We start from the raw sequence: 19,402 nt of genomic DNA, 5'->3' as shown, positions 1-19,402 counted from the left end.
CATCGGTGGTGCCGATCCTGGCCGGCCCGATCGCGCCGCTGCGCCCCTTGCCGCCCATTATCGGGATCCGGACGGCCACCACGGCGAACCGGCCGGCAAAGTCGGCGAAACGGCATGGACCGCAACGCCTCCGTCGCCGGGGCGGGCGGTCCGGGACAGTGTGCGCCGGCAGGCGGATGACACTATGGCCAGTCGAGCCATGGAAGGTCCAGAATGCGGCCACCAGCCAGTCGGGTGCGGAGCATCTGCGCGGTCGTCTTCATCACCATCGCACTGGTCCTGCTGTGGGGTGCGGTGGCCATCGCCGGCCATCAGCGCGCCGCCGAACAGCAACGGCGCGCCACCCAGCGCAGCATCGGCCAGGTGACCCAGGTGTACGCCGGCAAGCCTGAGCCCGTCGAGGTGACCTGGCTGGACCGTGACGAAACCTCCCACGTAGCCGTGTTTCATGCGGTCTCCGGCCAACGGATCGCCTTGGGCGACCCCTTCACCGTGCGCTATGACCCGCAGCACCCGCAGCGTGCCTACGCACTGACCACCGAGAGCAGGACAACGCGCTTCGACATCCTCCTGCTGGTGGTGCTCGCCGGCACCGTGGTGCTGCTGTGTTGGCTGGTTCGGCTGAGCCGGTGGTGGTGGGGGGCCCGGCGCGGCGAGGTCGGATTCGCGGTGGCTCACATCCAGCCCACGCCCGCCTGGCGCCGCAAGGCCGGGCGGATCTGGGTGAGGCTGACCGACGAGCAGGGGCTGGTGCGCTACCAGCAGGTCCTGTGGGAGCCCTGGCTGGCGGACTTCCCGCGAGGCGGGCGGGTCGCCATCAGGCGCTGCCCGCCTCCGGGCGAGTCGTACATCATCGAGGTACCGAGTCGGGGACGCCTGTGGCCCGCCGGGGCGACCGATGATGAGGCCCCGTCCGCCGAGGCGCACGCCCGCCTGGTCCGGGACCCGGCCACCACCGTCCTGTTCTACGTCGCATTGGTCATGATCATTCTGCTGTGGACGTTCGTCTTGGCCAGCCTGTTCATCCCGGTCTACTTCCTACTGCTGGCGTTCGCGGCCTGGCACTGGTTCGCGTTCGCCCCGCCCGGCCTGGTCTTCGAGAAGGCGCGGTAGCGACTTCGGCAACCGACCAGTTCGCGTTGATAGGAAGTCCGCTGCGGAAGACACCCCGCAACGCGTTCCAGTAGGCGTTGTAGCGAGGCTCGGCGATAATGACTGACAGGGGTACCAGACACAACCGCACCCCGGCCTTGGTCGTCACCCGGCAGGAGGCCTCGTCGCCGACGTGTGCCTGCCAGACGATCCGGGTCAGCCCGGGAGCGTCGAACCCCCGGCCCCACAGTGCCCAGACCGCCCGGACTGGGCTGGTACCCATGCCGCCGAGGCTCTCGCAGACAGGGGCGAGGTGCCAGCGACCTCCTGATCGCAAGGGACGGGTACGGCGCGGTCACGGCTGCTGACTTGGGTCGGGAGGTTTGCCGCGTGGGGTATCTCGCGGCCGGCTGGCCTCAGCGTTGGGGTCAGACACCGGGGTCATTGAGCATGAATCGCCGATCCTTGCCCGCTCCGCCTTTCGTGTTGGTCTTTGCGTGCCTCGGCGCACTCACCCTGACAGCACCGCGTCTGCTGTCCGACGCCGATTAAGGCGTTGCGGCGTCATGGGCGCCCGCGTCAAGCACGCTCGGCGCCGTGTCCTGGGCGACGCCATCGAGAGGGCCGCGATGTTACCTACATCAGCAGGGCCCTGCCCGACGGCCTGTTCGGCGTCGCCTGGCCCTCGATGCGACTGACCGTCGGCGCGCCCGTCAGCGCCGTCGGGTCGCTGCTGCCCTTCGGCGTCGCCAGCTCGTTGCTGTCCAGCACCGTCACCGGATTCGTCGTCGACCGCGCCGGCATGGGCCGGCTGCTGGCCGTGGGCACCGCACTGTCTGCCGCGGCGCTCGCCAGCTTCGGCCTGGCACCCGCGTTCTGGGTGCTCATCGCCGCGATCGTGCTGCTCGCCGCCGGGTCCGGCGGGGTCGAGGCCGCGCTCAACGTATACGCCGCGCGCCAGTTCACCGCCCGGCACATCAACTGGATGCACGCCAGCTACGGCCTTGGCGCGATGGCCGGACCGCTGGTCGTCACCGCGATCATCGACAGCGGCCTGTCCTGGCGGTGGGCATACACCAGCACCGCCGCCGTGCAGGCCGTCGTGTCGTTCGCCTTCCTCGCCACCGCCAAGCGGTGGGCCATCATCCCACCACCACGCCGGCGGCCTCCGCCGTCGCAGATGTGGCACGCGCTGCGCATGGGCGGACTGTGGCGCGGTGTCGCCGTGCAGACCGGGTTCGAATCCACCACCACGCTGTGGACGTTCCTGTTCCTCAGCAGCGGCCGCGGCCTGAGCCACGTGGTGGCCGGGGCGACCGTGTCGGCGTACTGGGCGACGCTGTGCCTCGGCCGGCTCGTCCTCGGCCCACTCGCCGAGCGGTACGGCCCTGCTGACACTCACCACCCTGGAGCGCGTCGGCGCCGAGCACGCGGACCAAACGGCCGGCGTGCAGGTGGCTGCGTCCGTGGTCGGCTCGGCAACCATCCCAGCGCTGGTCGGCGTCCTCATCGGGCACTTCAGCACCGCCATCCTGGGTCCGTGCCTGCTCGTCCTCGCCATTGCCGTCGCCATCGCCTACACCGCCGCCCGCCGAGCGGGCACCGGCGCCCCGGCCGCACGGGACGCCGCGACCCGCCCCGCCACATCCGCCGACACCCCGCCGTACCTCCACTGACCGAGCGCCGCCCGCGGTACCGGCGAGTGCGGTACCGCGGGCGGCGTGAGCGTTCCGGCCCTACGCGAGGCCGGCCTTGTTGTACGCCTGGGTCAGCAGCGACACCGCCTGGTCGGGCCGCATGGTGAGCAGGGCGTGCTCGGCGTTCGCGGTCAGCGACGCGGTCAGCGGCATGGCCGCCGGGCCGCCGCCCGCGATCGCCGCCTGCGTCACGTCCCGGGCCACGGACACCACCAGGTTGTCCTGGTCGAAGGTGTCCCGCGACGAGCGGTGCAGCGAGTTCGCGGCGTCCTGCAGGGCGGCCAGCACCCGCTTGGCGTCGCGCACCGTGCCGTCCTTACTCCACCAGCCCGGCGTGAGCGCCCGGTTCAGCGCCTTGACCGCGTCGGCGACGTCCCGGTCGCCGTGCACGGCGGCCAGTTGGTCACGCACCGAGTCCAGCCGGTCGCGCCCGTTGTCGGTGCGCAGGCCCCAGCCGTACGCGTACAGCGGGTCGTAGTTCGCATCGCCCACGTTGATGGGCAGCTGGCTCTCGGCCTTGAACCAGGTCTCCGGGAGCCGGCCGGTGAACGGCCGGTTGCCGAACAGCGCGTCCGCCACGCCCTCGCCCTCGGTACCGGGCAGCCACGACGCGACCACCCCGGCGGCCTCCGGGACGATGCCGGTGAGGTCCAGCGGGCGACCGGACACCGTCATCACCACGCACTTCATGGCGCCGCAGACCTTGTCCACGGCGGCCCGGTCGGCCACCGACAGCTGCAGGGTGTGCCCGTTGCCGACGTCGCCGACGCCCTCCGCGTACGGCGTCTCGCCGACGACCACCACGCCGACGTTGTACCCGCTCGTCGGCGCCGAGGCGTCCTTGCTGTAGGTGATGGTGGCGTGCGGCGCCACCTGCTTCATGCCGGCCAGGATGGTGGTGCCGACGTCGCCGGGGCCGGACTGCCCCTGCCAGCTGATCGTCCAGCCGCCGGTCTGGTTGCCCAGGTCGTCGGCGTTGGAGCCGGCCACGTACACCTTCGCGGTCTTGGACAGCGGCAGGACGTTGCCGGAGTTCTTCAGCAGCACCTGCGACTCGGCGGCGGCCTGCCGGGCGACCTGCCGATGCGCCGCGTCGCCGACGGTGGGCAGGTTGGTGCGCTCGGTGTACGGATGCTCGAACAGTCCGAGTTCGAACTTCTGGGTGAGGATGCGCGACACGGCGTCGTTGATCCGGGCCATGCCGACGTCGCCGCTGCCGACCAGCGCGGTGAGGTCGGTGGTGAAGTCCTTGATGTTGTACGGGACCATCACCATGTCGATGCCGGCGTTGACGCCGACCTTCACGTCGTTCTTGTAGTCGGGGCCGATCTGGTCGATGCCGGACCAGTCGCTGACCACGAAGCCCTTGAACCCGAGCTGGTTCTTGAGCACTCCGGTGATCATGTCGGTGCGCGCGTGCATCTTGGTGGGGGCGGAGTCCTTGCCGAGGATCTGCAGGCTGGAGTACGACGGCATGACCGCGCCGACGCCCTTGTCCACGGCCGTCTGGTACGGCGGCAGGTACAGCGCGTCGACCTGCTGCTGGGTGGCGTAGGTGACGCCCTGGTCAATGGTGTACGTGCCGTTGGTCGAGGAGCCGTACGCGGTGCCGCCGTCGCCGAGGAAGTGCTTGGCGGTGGCCAGCACGGCGGTCGGGTCGGCCAGGTTCCCGTTGTCCTGCAGGCCGTCGATGACGGTCTCCATCAGCTGTACCAGTGCCGGGTCCTCGCCGAAGGACTCGTAGCTGCGTCCCCAGCGCTCGTCGCGGGTGACGCACACGCACGGCGCGAACGCCCACTGGACGCCGGTGGCCCGGGTCTCGGTGGCGGTCACCCGGCCCTCCTGCTCGGCCAGGGCGGGGTCGCGGGTGGCGCCCATGCCGATGTCGTGCGGGAAGACCGTGGCGCCCTGCAGGTTGTTGTCCCCGTGCACCGAGTCCTCACCGTAGATGATCGGGATCTGCAGTGGGGTCGCCTGCGCGTGCAGTTGGAGGTTGTCCACCATGTCGGCCCACGCCTGCGGGGTGTTGGGGGTCGGCACGGATCCGCCGCCGGACAGGATCGAACCCAGCCGGTACGTGGCGATGTCCGAACCGTCGCCGACGGCGGTCCGCTCCCCCTGGGTCATCTGCCCGACCTTGTCGGCGAGGGTCATCCGCGACATGAGGTCGGTCACCCGCTTCGCGACCGACAGGCTGGAGTCGAGGTACGGCAGGCCGTGCGCGTCGATGACGACCGTGGCGCCGGAGGCGGTGAGGGTGGCCCCGGTGGCGGTCAGCGCGACGGGGATGGTCTTCGCGACCGATGCCGGTCGACCGCCGATCGTGTGCACCGCGATCGTCTTGACGGTGCCGGACGGCGTACCGGCCGGGAAGGTCAGGGTACCGCTGCCGGCGGTGAAGTCGGTGCCGGCCACCGCCGTACCGCCGCCGAGGGTGTACCCGACCGTGACGCCCGCGCCCAGCGGCCCGCCGCCGGGCTGGTTGACGACCACCCCGACCGAGGCCGAGCCACCCTGACCGGTGGTGTACACGCCCGTGGCCGGGCTGACCGAGGGTTGGGCGGTGCCGTACAGCACCACGTCGTCGAAGACCAGATCACCGGAGGTGGAGGCGGCCATGTTGATCGCGTAGCCCCACATCGAGGTGAGGTCGAGCCTGCCGTCGGTGGGCGCACCGGTCGGCTGGAAGTCGGTGCGCTTGACGAAGTCGCTGAACGGCACCTTGATCTGCTGCCATCCGGTGGCCGAGTCGGTGAAGAAGCCCTGCCACAGCTCGCTGTGCTCGCCGTCGGCGCCGCCGTCCTTGATCTCGAACTCGATGCGCTGCCCGGTCCCGGTCTGCTTGACCCAGAAGCTGAAGCCGCCGTAGGCGGTCCAGTCCTGCGCGGTGGCGAGGTCCTCGGTGTAGCCGCCGTAGTCGGTGACGTGGTAGCTGACGTCCAGGCCGTGGTCGCCCGCGTCGGCGCCGGACCGGTCGGTCACCGGCACCTGGGTCAGCGTCGGCGTGCTGGCCGCGTCGGCACCGAACGGGAAGATTCCCGGGTTGCCCGTGGTGATCGGCAGGGTGCCCTCGAAGTCCTCGACGACGGGCAGATTGGTCGAGCCGAACGCGGTCTCGGCCGGTATCCACGAGATCAGCGAGGCGACGAGCAGGCCGACGCCGACCGCCGCCACGCTCGCGCGGCCGCGCCTTCGCACCGGTCTGGACAGGGGTCCGAACATGGCATTCCTCCCCGGCGGCCGACGGTCGAGGAGCGGGCCACACAGCTGTTGCGTCGATGGCAGGACACCCCCGTGGCGACCGCCGGCGTGGCTGGTCACGGGCGCCTCGACACCGCCAGGCCCAGACCTGCTTCTTTCCGGTGCACTGCTTGTCGCTTGCGCTGCTTGTCGCTGCTGTGCGAGATCGCGTTGCCGATGTGCGGGTCGGTGCTGTTTGGACGGTCCGGGGGGAGAGCGTTCTCACCGAGATTAAAAGTGGTCTCCCTCTATGTCAACGCTGATCAATGAGTATGTCGGGGAGCGCTCTCCGAGGGCGGGCGGCCGACCGCGAGCCGCGGTCGATCGCGCGGCGGCCACCGCGCTCGCCACCATTCGGCGCGCCGGCCCGAGCGGCAACGCTGGTCCCGGCCGGCACGCGGACCACAGGCAGCGCAGGAACCACAACAGCCACGCGGCCCCCGCCGGCAACAGGGACCCCAGCGGGCAGGCTCGTCCCCAAGCTCACCGCGGCCTCATCCGGCACGCTCGCCCACGCCTGCCGCATTTCCCCCACCGGCCCCACCCGTCGCACCGAGTGTGACACGAGCGAGGTCCCCGGTCACACCGGCCGTACCGCCGAATGGCGGCCGTCCCAGCGGGCATACCCGGGAGGGGTCGGCGGCGGCCGGCCGGGGCCACGGCCGGCGATGCGAAGCGCGGCGCGACGGGCCACGACCGGCCGGTCGGCCGGCGCGCGATGCCGGTGCCGGCGCGGGAAGGAGAGGCCATGATCGTGGTCGACAGCGCGCCACTGAGCGCGCAGGAGCTGGCCGCCATCGACGGGTACTGGCGCGCGGCGAACTACCTGTCCGTCGGCCAGATCTACCTGCTGGCCAACCCGCTGCTGCGCGAGCCGCTGGTGCCCGAGGACGTGAAGCCGAGGCTGCTGGGCCACTGGGGCACCACGCCCGGCCTGAACCTGCTCTACGCCCATCTGTCCCGGATCGTGGCCCGCCGCGACCAGGACATGATCTTTGTGACCGGACCCGGGCACGGCGGCGCGGGCCTGGTCGCCAACGCCTGGCTGGAGGGCACCTACAGCGAGGTCTACCCGCAGGTGTCGCTGGACGAGCGGGGCATGGCCCGGCTGTTCAAGCAGTTCTCCTTCCCGGGAGGGATCCCCTCGCACGTGGCGCCGGAGACGCCCGGGTCGATCCACGAGGGCGGCGAGCTGGGGTACTCGTTGTCCCACGCGTTCGGGGCGGCCCTGGACAACCCCGACCTCGTGGTGGCCTGTGTGATTGGTGACGGCGAGGCGGAGACCGGGGCGCTGGCCGCCTCCTGGCACTCGAACAAGTTCCTCGACCCGGCCACCGATGGCGCTGTGCTGCCGATCCTGCACCTCAACGGGTACAAGATAAGCAACCCCACGGTGCTGGCGCGTATCGGCGACGACGAGCTGGAGGACCTGCTGCGCGGGTACGGGTACCGGCCGTACCTGGTGCAGGGCTACGAGCCCGAGGCGGTGCACCAGTCGCTGGCGGCGACCCTCGACACCATCTTCGACGAACTCGCCTCGGTGCGGGATGCCGCCCGGGAGGGCGGGATCGATGACCGTCCACAGTGGCCGATGGTGGTGCTGCGCACCCCGAAGGGGTGGACCGGCCCGAGACAGGTGGATGGCGAGCCGGTGGAGGGCACGTGGCGGGCGCACCAGGTGCCGCTGGCCGACATCCACAATGACAGCGCGCACCTGGCCATGTTGCGCGACTGGATGCTGTCGTACCGGCCCGAGGAGCTTTTCGACCGGTACGGTACGCCGAAGCCGTCCATTGTGGACTGGCTGCCTCGGGGTACTGCCCGGCTGTCCGGCAACCCGCATGCCAACGGGGGCCGGATCTCGCGCGAGTTGGAGCTGCCGGACTTCCACGGCTACGGCGTGATGGCCGGCTCGACCGCCGGAGCCACCAGCGTGCTCGGCACGTACCTGCGGGACGTCACAATCGCCAACCGGCCGTACCGCAACTTCCGAATCGTCGGGCCGGACGAGACCGAGTCCAACCGGCTGGGCGCCGTGCTGGAGGCCACCGACAAGGTCTGGCAGGCCACCATCGCGCCGGTCGACCAGCACCTCGCGCCGCGCGGCGGGGTCATGGAGATCCTGTCCGAACACACCTGCCAGGGCTGGCTGGAGGGGTACCTGCTGACCGGCCGGCACGGCCTGTTCCCGTGCTACGAGGCGTTCGCGCACATCATCGACTCGATGGTCAACCAGCACGCCAAGTGGCTCAAGGTGGCCCAGCGGCTGAGCTGGCGCAAGCCGATCCCGTCGCTGAACTACCTGCTCACCTCGCACGTCTGGCGCCAGGACCACAACGGCTTCTCCCATCAGGATCCCGGCTTCATCGACCACGTGATGAACAAGAAGGCCGAGGTGGTCCGGGTGTACCTGCCGCCGGACGCCAACACCCTGCTCTGCGTGACCGACCACTGCCTGCGCACCCGCGATCTCGTCAACGTCATCGTGGCCGGCAAGGACCCCGCGCCGACCTGGATGGATGTCGACGCCGCCGCGCGGCACTGCGCGCGCGGGCTGGGCATCTGGGAGTGGGCCTCCAACGACGCGGGCGACCCGGACGTGGTCCTCGCGGCGGCCGGCGACGTGCCGACCATGGAGGTACTGGCCACCGCCGACCTGCTGCGCACCGAGTTGCCCGAGCTGAGGGTGCGGGTGGTCAACGTGGTGGACCTCATGCGCCTGCAGCCGGCCTCGGAGCACCCGCACGGCCTGCCGGACGCCGAGTTTGACGCCATCTTCACCACCGATCGGCAGGTGGTCTTCGCCTACCACGGGTACCCCTGGCTGATCCACCGGCTCACCTACCGGCGCACCAACCACGACAACTTCCACGTGCGCGGGTACAAGGAGGAGGGCACCACGACCACGCCCTTCGACATGCTGGTGCTCAACGACATGGACCGGTTCCACCTCGTGATGGACGTCATCGACCGGGTGCCGGGGCTGTCCCGCAGGGCCGCCACGCTGCGCCAGCGGATGGTGGACAAGCGCGCGGAGCACCGGGACTACGTCCACGAGACCGGCCAGGATCTGCCCGAGGTGCGCGGCTGGCTCTGGCCGACCGGGTCCGGCTGACCATCCGGCGCCCGGCACCGCTGGCGGAGCGGCGCCGCTCGTAGGCCGGCACCGCTGGCGGGGCGGGCATCGCTCGCGGACGCGGCACCGGGGTCGCGGACGGGCGGTTGGGCCGTTTCGCGCGGCGCAGGTGGGTAGAGGGGTGAGAGCAGCCTCAAGGAGGTCAGGATGGGCAACCACAAACCGCTGCGCGAGCTGGGTCTCGACACGGGCAAGAAGGCGCGGCTGCACCGCATTCTTTACCAGCACGGGCTGGGCAACGGCAAGGCCATGTTCCTGCCGTACGACCAGGGGCTCGAGCACGGCCCCCGGGACTTCTTCGCCAACCCGGCGTCGGCCGATCCGACCTACATCCTGCGGCTGGCCGTGGAGGGCGGGTTCAACGGCATCGCCGTCCAGATCGGCATGGTCGAGAAGTTCTACTGGGACTACGCCGGCGAGGTGCCGCTGATCGTCAAGCTCAACGGCAAGACCGAGATCCCGTCCGACGACTACGCGCTGTCCCCGGTCAACGCGACGGTCGAGGACGCGGTGCGGTTGGGCGCCGACGCGGTGGGCTACACGCTCTACATCGGCTCACCCGCGCAGCACGAGGACTTCACCCAGTTCGCCGCCGTACGCCGCGACGCGCAGCGGCTGGGCATGCCGGTGGTCATCTGGGCGTACCCGCGGGGCGCCGCGATCGAAGCCAAGGGCGGCAAGGACTCCCTCTACTCGGTGCACTACGCCGCGCGCATCGCCAGCGAACTGGGCGCCGATGTGGTGAAGGTGAACTTCCCGCACCCGGAGAAGCGCAGCGCGGTACCGGCGCCGTACGACGGGGAGTTCAGCAACCAGGAGGCGATCGACGCGGTCGTCGCGGCGGCCGGCCGCACGCTCGTGCTGGTCTCCGGCGGCGAGAAGGCCGGCGACGAGAAGATGCTGGAGAAGGCCAAAGAGTCCATGCGGGCGGGCGCGGCCGGCCTCATCTTCGGCCGCAACGTCTGGCAGCGCGACCGCGAAGACTCGCTGCGCCTCGTCGGCAAGCTGCGCGACATCCTCGCCGAGCACCCATCGACCTGAGCACACCCACCCACCGAACTGAGCAGACCAACGATCTGAACGCGTGACCATCCGATCGGACGGCCGGCGCGCGACCCGGGCCGGCCCAGGCCGCCGGACGGACCGGCGGCCTGGGCTCGTTGGGCCTGCTTGATTGGGGTCAGTGGCTGGCCAGCCCCCGGCGCTGCGACGACAGCGAACTCGGCGAGTTCACGTCCGCGTCCGGTGCGACCCCGATGCCCAGCCGCTCCACCAGTTCGCCGCCCAGCCACGCGGTGCCGGCCAGCACCACGATGCCCACGAAGCTGAGGATCAGCGCCAGGGTGCTGGCATGCCAGGCGGTCGCCTGTTCGCGTAGCACCCAGCTGATCGCGAACAGCGCCAGTGCCGCGACGTTGCCCAGGCCGTGCAGCAGGCCGATCCGCTTGGCCCGGGTACGGGACGGAATCGAGGCCGCGTCGATGGCGCCGAACAGCGCGGCCAGTAGCCCGCCGATGACACCGGCACCGATCGTGTACGCGGCGGCGATCTCGAATCCCGTCCGACCGGTAATCAGGAACACGATGTCGAAAATCACCCCGGTGCCCAGCAGTCCCAGGGGAAACGCCACCAACATCGGGTGTATCTGGTGACCCATGGCCTTCGCTCGGGTCTGCATCCGTCTGCCTCCTCCCGGCACGCCGGCGGCCTGCCCTGGTTGGGCTACCCGGAGGGCACCGCGTTATGCACCGGGCGCGTGACGGCGGCGGCAAGCACGTCGATTCCGCCCTCCGCCGCCGGCCCGGCCCGCTAGCGTAAGGAACGTCCAGCGTGGGAGGCCCGGGGCCGAGTGCCGGAGGACCACCCGACGCGGGACGGGCCGGGCGCAACGGGGCAACCGCTCGCCTGTCGTGCGGGCAAGACGTGCGGGAGAGAAAGGGGCGGCCAATGACGACCGCTCGGGAGATCATGCACTCCGGCGTGAAGTGTGTCGGCGAGAACGAGGCGCTGGCCGTGGCCGCACGGGCCATGCGGGATCTGCACGTGGGCGCGGTACCGATCTGCGGAACCGACGGCAGCCTGCGCGGCATCGTGACCGACCGGGACATCGTGGTGCGGTGCGTCGCCGAGGGCGCCGATCCGAAGGTGATGCTGGCCGGCGAGCTGTCCCGGGGCACCCCGGTGACGGTGGACGCCGACGCGGACATCACCGAGGCGCTGCGGTTGATGGAGGACAACACGATCCGCCGGATTCCGGTGCTCGACGAGCAGCGGATGGTGGGCATCATCAGCGAGGCCGACATCGTCACCAACCTGACCGAGCGAGAGGTTCAACGCTTCACCGCGGCGGTGTACTCGGCGCCCCCGACCACCTGAGCCCTCGGGCATCGGAGGCCCGCGCGGCCGGCGACCTCACGCCTCCTCGGCCGCGGCGCCGAGTCCCCGCAGGGCTCGGGACCAGTGCTGGTCGGCGAGCAGGTGGCCGGCGGCGATCACCAGCGCCAGCGGCCACTCGATGACCTCGACCGCGGCGAGCAGACCGAGGCCGGCGAAGTAGGCCAGTTGGCCGGGAGGAGGCAGCGTGACATCGCCCATCAGTGGCAGCCGGAACTGGCGCCGGTACAGGCGCAGGCGTCTGGCGTGGGTCAGCTGCGTCGCGGCGCGCGGGAGCGTGATGGTCATTGCCGCCTCCTCTGGCTACCCGGGTGGTATTCCACCGTCGACCGGATCCATGCGCCGCACTGGAACGAGAGCGCCGCACCCAAACGGAAGCGGCGGACGAAACGAGAACATCAGGTCGGAGGTCGGCACAGTGAGCACGGAACGCGGGCGGTCGGTACCGCTGGTGGGACCCGCCCGTCCATGACCTCCGCCCGGCACCCCCTCAGCTCCGGCGTGACCGGCGTACCGAACCTGGTCGCCGGGCTGTCCCGCGCGGCCGGGTCGGCGCTGGGCCGGCTCGCCCTCACCGCGGCCGGGAAGAACCGGTGCGTGTGGTCGGTACCGGGCCGCTACCACATCGAGGTACGCGGCGTCGAGCGCGACGACGGCGGGGCCGCGCTGGCTCAGCTGGTGGAGCAGATGCTCGAACGGCTGCCCGGTGTGGCCTGGGCCCGGGTCAACGCGCCGTCGGGACGCGTCATCGTCGCCGTGCGGGACCCGGAGCCGCGGCTGTCGGAACTGCTGGCGACGGTGCTGGCGGCCGAACGCTCGCGGGGCCCGGAGCCCGACGGCGACCTGGAGCCGCCGCACCCGCCCGAGGAGGGTCCGCGTACCCGCAAGGCGCTGTCCACCCTGGCCGCCGACGGCGTCGGCCTCGGGCTGTCGGTGCTGACCCGGGTGCTGCCGTTCGCTCCCCTGCCCGGCGAGGTGGCCGGCCTGGCCAATTTGGTCGATATGCACCCGCGGCTGCACGCGCTGGCCGCCCGGTGGCTGCACGGCGCGCGGCGGGCAGACTCGGTACTGCCCCTGATCGAGGCGCTGTCCCAGGGGCTGGCCGGCGGCTGGACCGGCATCGCGGTCGACGGCACCCAGCGGATCCTCCAGTGGCGCGAGGCGCGTGCGCAGCAGGCCGCCTGGTCGGCCGCCGAGGAGCGGCTGACCGGCACCCCGTCGCGGGCCGCCGCCCCGCCGGTCACCGAGATCCGGCCGGTGCCGATCCCGGAAGGGCCTCTGGAGCGGTACGCGAGCCGGATCCTCACCGCCGGCGCGGCGGCCGGTGCCGTGGCGCTGCCGCTGGCGGGCTTCAAGCGCTCCGCCGCCCTGGCCCTGTCCGCGCTGCCGAAGGCCTCGTTCGGCGGGCGGGAGGCGTACGCGGCCCGGGTCGGCCGGATCCTCGCCCAGCGCGGCGTCATCGCCATGGACCGCGGGGTGCTGCGGGAGCTGGAGCGCATCGACACCCTGGTGCTCGACCAGGCCGCGGTGGGCTCCGACCGGGTCATGCTCACCGATCTGGAGCCGCTGCCGGACGCCGACGCCGAGCAGGTGGCGGGCGCGGCGTTCGCCCTGTTCGACCCGGAGGGGGCGGCGCAACGGCAGGAGGCCGACGGCTGGGTGCTGGGCCCGCTGGACGGGTTGGAGCTGCGCGGCCCCGACGGTGCCGAGCAGGCCGACCGGCTGGGCGGCGCCGGCGGTATGGTGCTCGGCCTGGCCCGCGGCGATCGGCTGGCCGCGGTGGTCCGCGCGGAGATCGAGCCCACCCCCGAGCTGGACGTGGTGGCCGCCGCCGCCCGCCGGGGCGGGATGCGCCTGGTGGTGGCCGGCGGGGACGGCCGGCGCCACGAGTTCGCCGACCGGGTGATGCCCGGTGGGGCCCAGCTGGCCGACTCGGTACGCGCGCTGCAGACCGAGGGCGCCGTGGTGATGCTGGTCTCCGGCGACCGGCGCGCGCTGGGTGCCAGCGATTGCGGGCTGGGCGTGTGCCGGCCCGAGGACGATCCGCCGTGGGGCGCGCACCTGCTGCTGGGCTGCGACCTGAGCACCGCGGCCCTGGTGGTCGACGCCGCCGGGGTGGCCCGCTCGGTGGCCAAGCACAGCATCACGCTGGCCCAGGCCGGTACCGGCCTGGGCGCCCTGGCCGCGTTCACCTCGCCGCCGGGACGGCTACCCACCCGGGTACTGAACGCGATCAACACCACGGCCGGGGTGGCCATGGGCGCCGGGCTGTGGAGCGCCCAGAAACTGGAGAGCGAGATGGTGACGCCGCCCGGCGCGAGCGTGCCGTGGCACCTCATGCCGGTCGCGAGCGTGCTGGAGCGGCTGCGTACCGGGCCGGACGGGCTGACCGGCGAGGAGGCGCACCGGCGCGTACAGGGCCAGTCCGGCGAGCCGGCCGGGAACATGGGGCTGGGGCGCGCCTTCGTCGAGGAGTTGGCGAACCCGCTCGCCCCGGTGCTGGCCACCGGCGCCGGCCTGTCCGCGGTGGTCGGGTCGCCGGTGGACGCCGGCCTGGTCGGCGGGGTGCTCGGCCTGACCGCGCTGGTCGGCGCGGTGCAGCGGGTCGCCACCGACCGTTCGCTGGCCGCGCTGCTGTCGGAGTCCATGGTCTCCGCGCGGGTACGCCGCGACGGCGGAGAACGGGTGGTGGCTGCCGGCGACCTGGTACCCGGTGACATCGTCACGCTGGCGCCCGGCGACGTCATCCCGGCCGACTGCCGGGTGATCGAGGCCGACGGGCTGGAGGCGGACGAGTCGTCGCTGACCGGCGAGTCGCTGCCGGTCGCCAAGGCCACCCCGCCGGTGATCGCCAAGGCGGTCGCCGAGCGGCACTCCATGCTCTACGAGGGGACCACGGTCGCGGCGGGCCGGGGCAGCGCGGTGGTCGTGGCGACCGGCGTGGACACCGAGGTCGGCCGGGGCCTGGCGCTGGCCCGCCAGTCGCCGCCGACCACCGGCGTCGAGGCCCGGCTCGGCAAGCTGACCCGCTCGGCGGTGCCACTGGCGGCCGGTTCGGCCGCCGCGGTCGCCGGGGCCGGGCTGCTGCGCGGGGTACCCCTGGCCGAGACCGCCGCCGAGGCGGCCAACCTCGCGGTCGCCTCGGTGCCCGAGGGCCTGCCGTTCCTGGTCAGCGCCGCCCAGCTGGCCGCCGCCCGGCGGCTCGCCGGGCAGGGCGCGCTGGTGCGCAACCCGCGGACCATCGAGGCGCTGGGCCGGGTGGACGTGCTGTGCTTCGACAAGACCGGCACGCTCACCGAGGGCCGCCTCGGCCTGGCCGGGGTGGGCACCACCGACCGGTACGCCGAGGCGGACGCGCTCGACGAGCCGCTGCGCGACGCGCTGGCGGCCGCCCTGCGGGCCACTCCCGCCGACCCGTCGTCGGGCACGTCGCTACAGACCGACCAGGCGGTACTGGAGGGGGCCCGGCACGCCGGGGTCGAGGTGAGCACCGGCGCGCCCGACTGGGAGCACGTGTGCACGCTGCCGTTCGAGCCGTCCCGCGGGTACCACGCGACGGTCGGCACCGGCCGGGACGGGCACCTGCTGAGCGTGAAGGGCGCCCCGGAGACGATCGTGCCGCGCTGCGCCAGGCGGCGGGTGGACGGCGAGGACCGGCCGCTGGACGACCCGCAGCGGCAGGAGTTGCTGGACCTGCTGGAGCGGCACGCCGGCGCCGGGCACCGGGTGCTGGGCGTCGCCGAGCGCCCGCACCCGTCGCCCAGCGTGTGCGACGACGACGTCAATGAGCTGACCTTCGTCGGCTTCCTCACCCTGGCCGACACGGTGCGGGAGAGCGCCTCCCCCGCCGTACGGCGCATCCGCGAGGCCGGCGTGCACACCATCATGATCACCGGCGACCACCCGGCCACCGCGGAGGCGATCGCCGCCACGATCAGCACGGACGGCGAGGCCCAGCGGGTGGTCACCGCCTCGGAACTCGACGATCTCGACGACGACGGGATCGCCCGGCTGCTGACCACGACCGACGTGGTGGCCCGGTGCACCCCGGCTCACAAGGTGCGCATCATCCAGAGCCTGCAGCGGGCCGGCCGCACCGTGGCGATGACCGGTGACGGCGCGAACGACGCCCCGGCCATCCGCCTGGCCGACGTCGGCATCGCGCTGGGCCAGCGGGGTACCCCGGCCGCGAGCGCGGCGGCCGACCTGGTGGTCAGCGACGACCGCCTGGAGACCATCATCGCCGCGCTGATCGAGGGGCGCGCGATGTGGTCCTCGGTGCGCCACGCCCTGAGCATCCTGGTCGGCGGCAACCTCGGCGAGATCGCGTTCAGCGTGCTGTCCGCGGCGGTCACCGGCCGCTCCGCGCTGACCGCCCGGCAGCTGCTGCTGGTGAACCTGCTCACCGACCTGGCGCCGGCGATGGCCATCGCGGTCCGTCCGCCCAAGGCCACCGGCGCCGACGCGCTGCTCGCCGAGGGCCCGGACGCGTCGCTGGACCGGATCCTGACCCGGGACATCACGGTACGGGCCGCCGCCACGGCGCTGGGCGCCACCGTGGGCTGGTCGCTGGGCCGGGTGGCCTCACCGTACCGGGCCGGCACCGTGGCGCTGGCCGCGCTGGTGGGCACCCAGCTGGGCCAGACGATGCTGGCCGGCGGCGCCAACCCGGCCACCCTGGCCGCGACGGTGGCGTCCGCGGGCGTGCTCGTCGCGATCATCCAGACGCCGGGGGTCAGCCAGTTCTTCGGCTGTACGCCGCTGGGTCCGGTGGGCTGGACGATAGCGGCCGGCGCGGCCACCGGCGCGACCCTGGGCCACGCCGCGATCGGCCGGCTGCTGCCCCACCCGGCGCCCGACCGGCCGACCGGCGACGATCATGGCGAGCAGGCCAGCGGGGAGCAGGCCAGCGGGGAGCAGCCCGACGGGGCCCACGCCGGCGGAGGCCAGGCCGGCACAGGACAGTCCGACGCGGGCCGGGCCCGCACGGGACAGCGCGGCGCGGACGGCGACGGCGACGGCGACGGCGACGGCGACGGCGCAAAATGGGCCGGCGACGAGCGGGCCGGGGTCGCCGACGCCACGGGTCCGGCGCCGGCCTGACCCGGGCGGCTGCGCCGCTGTCTCCGCTCCCGTCGCCGGCCGCTCCCGCCTACCCGGCGACTCCCGGCGCTGAACTACCCCGAGTGCTGAACTACCCCAGGTGCCGAACTACCCCTGCTGCTGGGCCCGCTCGGCGCGCACCTGCGACAGCGCCGCCGTCCACTGGGCCAGCTCGTCGAGCATGGCGTTGGCCGAGGAGTTCATCACCTCGTTGGCGCGCAGCTCGCCCTCGTCGTCCAGGAACTGGGCCACGAACGGGATGGAGACCGCCTCGAACACCGGCATCATCTTCAGCGTGGTGACCACCTGCTTGATCATCTGAGCGGCCCGGGTACCGGCGGAGACGCCGCCGTAGCTGACCAGACCCACCGGCTTGTACTGCCACTCGAAGTGCAGGTAGTCCAGCGCGTTTTTCAGCGGCGCGGTGAAACCGTAGTTGTACTCCGGCATCACGAACACGAAGGCGTCGGCGCGGTCGACCGTCGCGCTCCAGTCCTTGGTGTGCTGGTGGGTGTAGCGGCGCAGCCGGGGGTGGTTCGGCTCGTCCATGAACGGGAGCTTCAGCTCCGCCAGGTCGATGAACTCGATCTCGAAGCCCCCGTGCTTGATCGCCTGCTCACGGAACCACTCCGCCACCGGCAGACCGACCCGGCCCGGCCGAGTGCTCGCGACGATGATCTGCAGCCTAGCCATGGACGCCCTCTTCTGGTGATCGTCGTTTGGTGTGCCGGCAAAACGGTACCCGAGGGCGCGGTGGTTGCCGAGGGCGCGGTGGTTGCCGAGGACCGGTTGGGGCGGGCTCGCGGCGCGGCTGATCGGCAGGGCACGTGGATGCCCTGTGTCCGATTTAATCCGATTGACGATGCAGAGGGCGCATTGGGCGTGTTATAGATATCTAGGGCATTACGAGAAAAATACGAGCTTACGGTCCTATTGGGAAGCGTGGTGATGAGATGGCCGCCGGGCCGTCCGTGACCTACCGGTCCAGGCGCCGGCGACGCCGCCGCGCGCTGCGCCGGGCGCTGCTGTCCGCCACGGTCGCCGGGTGCGTGCTGGCGGTCAGTGGCGGCTGGATCGGCCTGCGCGGCTGGGAGGCCCGCGGCCACCTGATCAATGCTGCCGCCCTGGCCGGCGACCTGAGCGACCAGGTGATGGCCGGCGACACCGAGCAGGCCCGCCGCACGCTCGTCGCGCTGCAGGGACAGGCGGCCGGCGCGCACGACGTCACCACCGGTCCGGCCTGGTGGACCGCCGCGCACGTGCCCTACGCGGGACGGGACGTGGCCGCCGTGCGCGCGATCGCCGCCTCCATCGACGACCTGGCCGGCGACGCCTTCCCGGCGCTGATCGGGCTCGACCCGTCCGACCTGCTGCCCACCGGGGGGAAGCTGAACCTCGCCGCGCTGCGCGAGGCGGCGCCCGCCTTCGCCTCCGCCGACGAGGTGGTCCAGCGGGTCCGTACCCGGCTCGACGCCGTACCGGCCGCCGACCTGCTGCCGCCGATCCGGGACGCGATCCAGGCGCTGCGCGCGCAGATCGAGCGCCTGTCCGCCCTGACGTCGGCCGGCCACCAGGGCACCGCCCTGCTGCCCGAACTGCTCGGTGCCGACGGCCCGCGCACGTACCTGCTGCTGCTGCAGAACCTCGCCGAGTCCCGGTCCACCGGAGGGATCTTCGGCGCGTACGCCGTGGTCCAGACCGACCACGGCCAGATCACCATGACCAACCGTGGGGCGGGCGGCGACCTGCAGCAGTTCCCCGCGCCGGTGCTGCCGCTGGACGCGGCCACCAAGGCGCTGTACACCGACCGGATCGGGGTCTACCCCGCCGATGTGAACCTGACCCCGGACTTCCCCACCGCGGCCCAGCTGTTCCGGGAGATGTACCGGCAGCGCACCGGCGTGACCGTGGACGGCGTGCTGGCCACCGACCCGGTGGCACTGTCCTACCTGCTGGGTGCGATCGGCCCGGTACCCATGGCGGGCCAGCCCACGCTCACCGCCGCCAACGCGGTGGGCACCCTGCTGTCCGACCCGTACCAGCAGATCGCCTCCGAGGACGACCGGCACGACTACTTCGCGGCCTCCGTGCTGGCCGTCTTCGACGCGCTCACCCACCGCTCGACCGACCCGCGCACGGTGCTCGCCGCGCTGGACCGGGCCGCGGGCGAACGCCGCGTGCTGTTCTGGAGCGCCCGCCCCGCCGAGCAGGCCGCGTTGGCCGGTACCGAGCTGGCCGGGGTCCTGCCCCAGCAGGAGCCGGTACCCGGCGTCGGCGTGTTCCTCAACGACGGCAGCGGCTCCAAGCTCGACTACTACCTGACCCACTCGGCCACCCTGAGCGTGGGCGACTGCCGCGGCGACGGGCGGCGGGAGCTGAGCCTGCACCTGACGCTCGGCTCCACCGCGCCGGCCACCGGGCTGCCGGCCGCCGTGACCGGGCTCGGGCTGGCCGGCGACCCCGACACGGCCCGCATCGTGACCTATCTGTTCAGCCCGGCCCACGGGTCGCTGGTCGACGCCAAACTCGACGGCGTTCCCGTGCCGCTGGGCAGTGGCACCGACCACGGCCGGCAGGTCGGGGTGGTCAGCCTCGACATCCCGCCGGGACGCAGCCGCGTCCTGGACGTGAACCTGCTGGCCCCGGCCGTGCCATCGAACACCGCCAGGCTCTGGCTGACCCCAGGTGTGGCGCCCTGGAACACCCACATCAATCCAGCACCTGCGTGTGCTCAGTAGAA

General features: G+C 72.4%; 11 protein-coding genes and 1 pseudogene. 8 read left to right on the top strand and 4 right to left on the bottom strand.

The annotated features are described in order from the left end of the window. Nucleotides 1-213: 213 nt before the first annotated feature. The 3 genes and pseudogenes from ABEA87_RS05795 (at nucleotide 214) to ABEA87_RS05785 (ending at nucleotide 2,768) form a co-directional block, all read left to right on the top strand. Nucleotides 214-1,113 carry a DUF3592 domain-containing protein gene (locus tag ABEA87_RS05795; RefSeq protein ID WP_345626756.1) on the top strand — a complete coding sequence of 300 codons (900 nt, stop codon included), beginning with the start codon at nucleotides 214-216 and terminating at the stop codon, nucleotides 1,111-1,113. A 667-nt stretch (nucleotides 1,114-1,780) separates the two neighbouring features. Next, nucleotides 1,781-2,422, top strand: a pseudogene (locus tag ABEA87_RS42545) (MFS transporter); the annotation flags it as partial. A gap of 136 nt (nucleotides 2,423-2,558) precedes the next feature. After that, the gene (locus ABEA87_RS05785) at nucleotides 2,559-2,768 is read left to right on the top strand and encodes a hypothetical protein (RefSeq protein WP_345626753.1); all 210 of its coding nucleotides are present in this window, start codon (nucleotides 2,559-2,561) and stop codon (nucleotides 2,766-2,768) included. 60 nt (nucleotides 2,769-2,828) lie between these two features. On the opposite strand, the gene ABEA87_RS05780 is transcribed toward ABEA87_RS05785, so the two are convergent. Next, nucleotides 2,829-6,011 carry a glycoside hydrolase family 3 N-terminal domain-containing protein gene (locus ABEA87_RS05780; RefSeq protein ID WP_345626751.1) on the bottom strand — a complete coding sequence of 1,061 codons (3,183 nt, stop codon included), beginning with the start codon at nucleotides 6,009-6,011 and terminating at the stop codon, nucleotides 2,829-2,831. A 766-nt stretch (nucleotides 6,012-6,777) separates the two neighbouring features. On the opposite strand from ABEA87_RS05780, the gene ABEA87_RS05775 reads away from it, so the two are divergent. Both ABEA87_RS05775 and ABEA87_RS05770 read left to right on the top strand, forming a co-directional pair. Further along, nucleotides 6,778-9,144, top strand: coding sequence for a phosphoketolase family protein (locus ABEA87_RS05775; protein WP_345626749.1), 2,367 nt, complete (start codon nucleotides 6,778-6,780; stop codon nucleotides 9,142-9,144). Between the two features lie 168 nt (nucleotides 9,145-9,312). Next, entirely contained in the window at nucleotides 9,313-10,206 is an 894-nt protein-coding gene (locus tag ABEA87_RS05770) for a class I fructose-bisphosphate aldolase (protein ID WP_345626747.1), read from the top strand. A 139-nt stretch (nucleotides 10,207-10,345) separates the two neighbouring features. On the opposite strand, the gene ABEA87_RS05765 is transcribed toward ABEA87_RS05770, so the two are convergent. After that, a complete protein-coding gene (locus ABEA87_RS05765; protein WP_345626745.1) occupies nucleotides 10,346-10,843 on the bottom strand; it encodes a DUF2231 domain-containing protein in 498 nt (165 codons plus the stop codon). A 269-nt stretch (nucleotides 10,844-11,112) separates the two neighbouring features. Here ABEA87_RS05765 and ABEA87_RS05760 point away from each other — a divergent pair, with 269 nt between their 5' ends. Further along, the gene (locus ABEA87_RS05760; protein WP_345626744.1) at nucleotides 11,113-11,541 is read left to right on the top strand and encodes a CBS domain-containing protein; all 429 of its coding nucleotides are present in this window, start codon (nucleotides 11,113-11,115) and stop codon (nucleotides 11,539-11,541) included. Between the two features lie 36 nt (nucleotides 11,542-11,577). Here ABEA87_RS05760 and ABEA87_RS05755 read toward each other — a convergent pair whose 3' ends face one another. Then, nucleotides 11,578-11,847, bottom strand: a complete 270-nt coding sequence (locus ABEA87_RS05755) for a hypothetical protein (protein ID WP_345626742.1) — start codon at nucleotides 11,845-11,847, stop codon at nucleotides 11,578-11,580. Nucleotides 11,848-12,027: 180 nt separating this feature from the next. On the opposite strand from ABEA87_RS05755, the gene ABEA87_RS05750 reads away from it, so the two are divergent. After that, on the top strand, nucleotides 12,028-16,662 hold the full coding sequence (locus tag ABEA87_RS05750) for a cation-translocating P-type ATPase (RefSeq protein WP_345626741.1): 4,635 nt from the start codon (nucleotides 12,028-12,030) through the stop codon (nucleotides 16,660-16,662). 108 nt (nucleotides 16,663-16,770) lie between these two features. Here the strand turns inward: ABEA87_RS05750 and ABEA87_RS05745 are convergent, their stop codons facing one another. Further along, nucleotides 16,771-17,355, bottom strand: coding sequence for an NADPH-dependent FMN reductase (locus ABEA87_RS05745; RefSeq protein ID WP_345626739.1), 585 nt, complete (start codon nucleotides 17,353-17,355; stop codon nucleotides 16,771-16,773). A 260-nt stretch (nucleotides 17,356-17,615) separates the two neighbouring features. Between ABEA87_RS05745 and ABEA87_RS05740 the strand changes: the two genes are divergently transcribed. Further along, nucleotides 17,616-19,400, top strand: a complete 1,785-nt coding sequence (locus ABEA87_RS05740) for a DUF4012 domain-containing protein (protein ID WP_345626738.1) — start codon at nucleotides 17,616-17,618, stop codon at nucleotides 19,398-19,400. Nucleotides 19,401-19,402 lie beyond the last annotated feature (2 nt).

It is taken from the genome of Rugosimonospora acidiphila (genome assembly GCF_039543385.1).
Taxonomy (GTDB): Bacteria; Actinomycetota; Actinomycetes; order Mycobacteriales; family Micromonosporaceae; genus Rugosimonospora; species Rugosimonospora acidiphila.
Note: the sequence above shows the minus strand (reverse complement) of the source record. Positions and strands in the feature narration are given on the sequence as shown.

Excerpts from the sequence above, each read along its gene's own strand:
- ABEA87_RS05765 (WP_345626745.1), bottom strand. The coding sequence starts at position 10,843 with ATGCAGACCCGAGCGAAGGCCATGGGTCACCAGATACACCCGATGTTG.
- ABEA87_RS05750 (WP_345626741.1), top strand. The coding sequence starts at position 12,028 with ATGACCTCCGCCCGGCACCCCCTCAGCTCCGGCGTGACCGGCGTACCG.
- ABEA87_RS05780 (WP_345626751.1), bottom strand. The coding sequence starts at position 6,011 with ATGTTCGGACCCCTGTCCAGACCGGTGCGAAGGCGCGGCCGCGCGAGC.
- ABEA87_RS05745 (WP_345626739.1), bottom strand. The coding sequence starts at position 17,355 with ATGGCTAGGCTGCAGATCATCGTCGCGAGCACTCGGCCGGGCCGGGTC.
- ABEA87_RS05770 (WP_345626747.1), top strand. The coding sequence starts at position 9,313 with ATGGGCAACCACAAACCGCTGCGCGAGCTGGGTCTCGACACGGGCAAG.
- ABEA87_RS05795 (WP_345626756.1), top strand. The coding sequence starts at position 214 with ATGCGGCCACCAGCCAGTCGGGTGCGGAGCATCTGCGCGGTCGTCTTC.
- ABEA87_RS05760 (WP_345626744.1), top strand. The coding sequence starts at position 11,113 with ATGACGACCGCTCGGGAGATCATGCACTCCGGCGTGAAGTGTGTCGGC.
- ABEA87_RS05740 (WP_345626738.1), top strand. The coding sequence starts at position 17,616 with ATGGCCGCCGGGCCGTCCGTGACCTACCGGTCCAGGCGCCGGCGACGC.
- ABEA87_RS05775 (WP_345626749.1), top strand. The coding sequence starts at position 6,778 with ATGATCGTGGTCGACAGCGCGCCACTGAGCGCGCAGGAGCTGGCCGCC.
- ABEA87_RS05755 (WP_345626742.1), bottom strand. The coding sequence starts at position 11,847 with ATGACCATCACGCTCCCGCGCGCCGCGACGCAGCTGACCCACGCCAGA.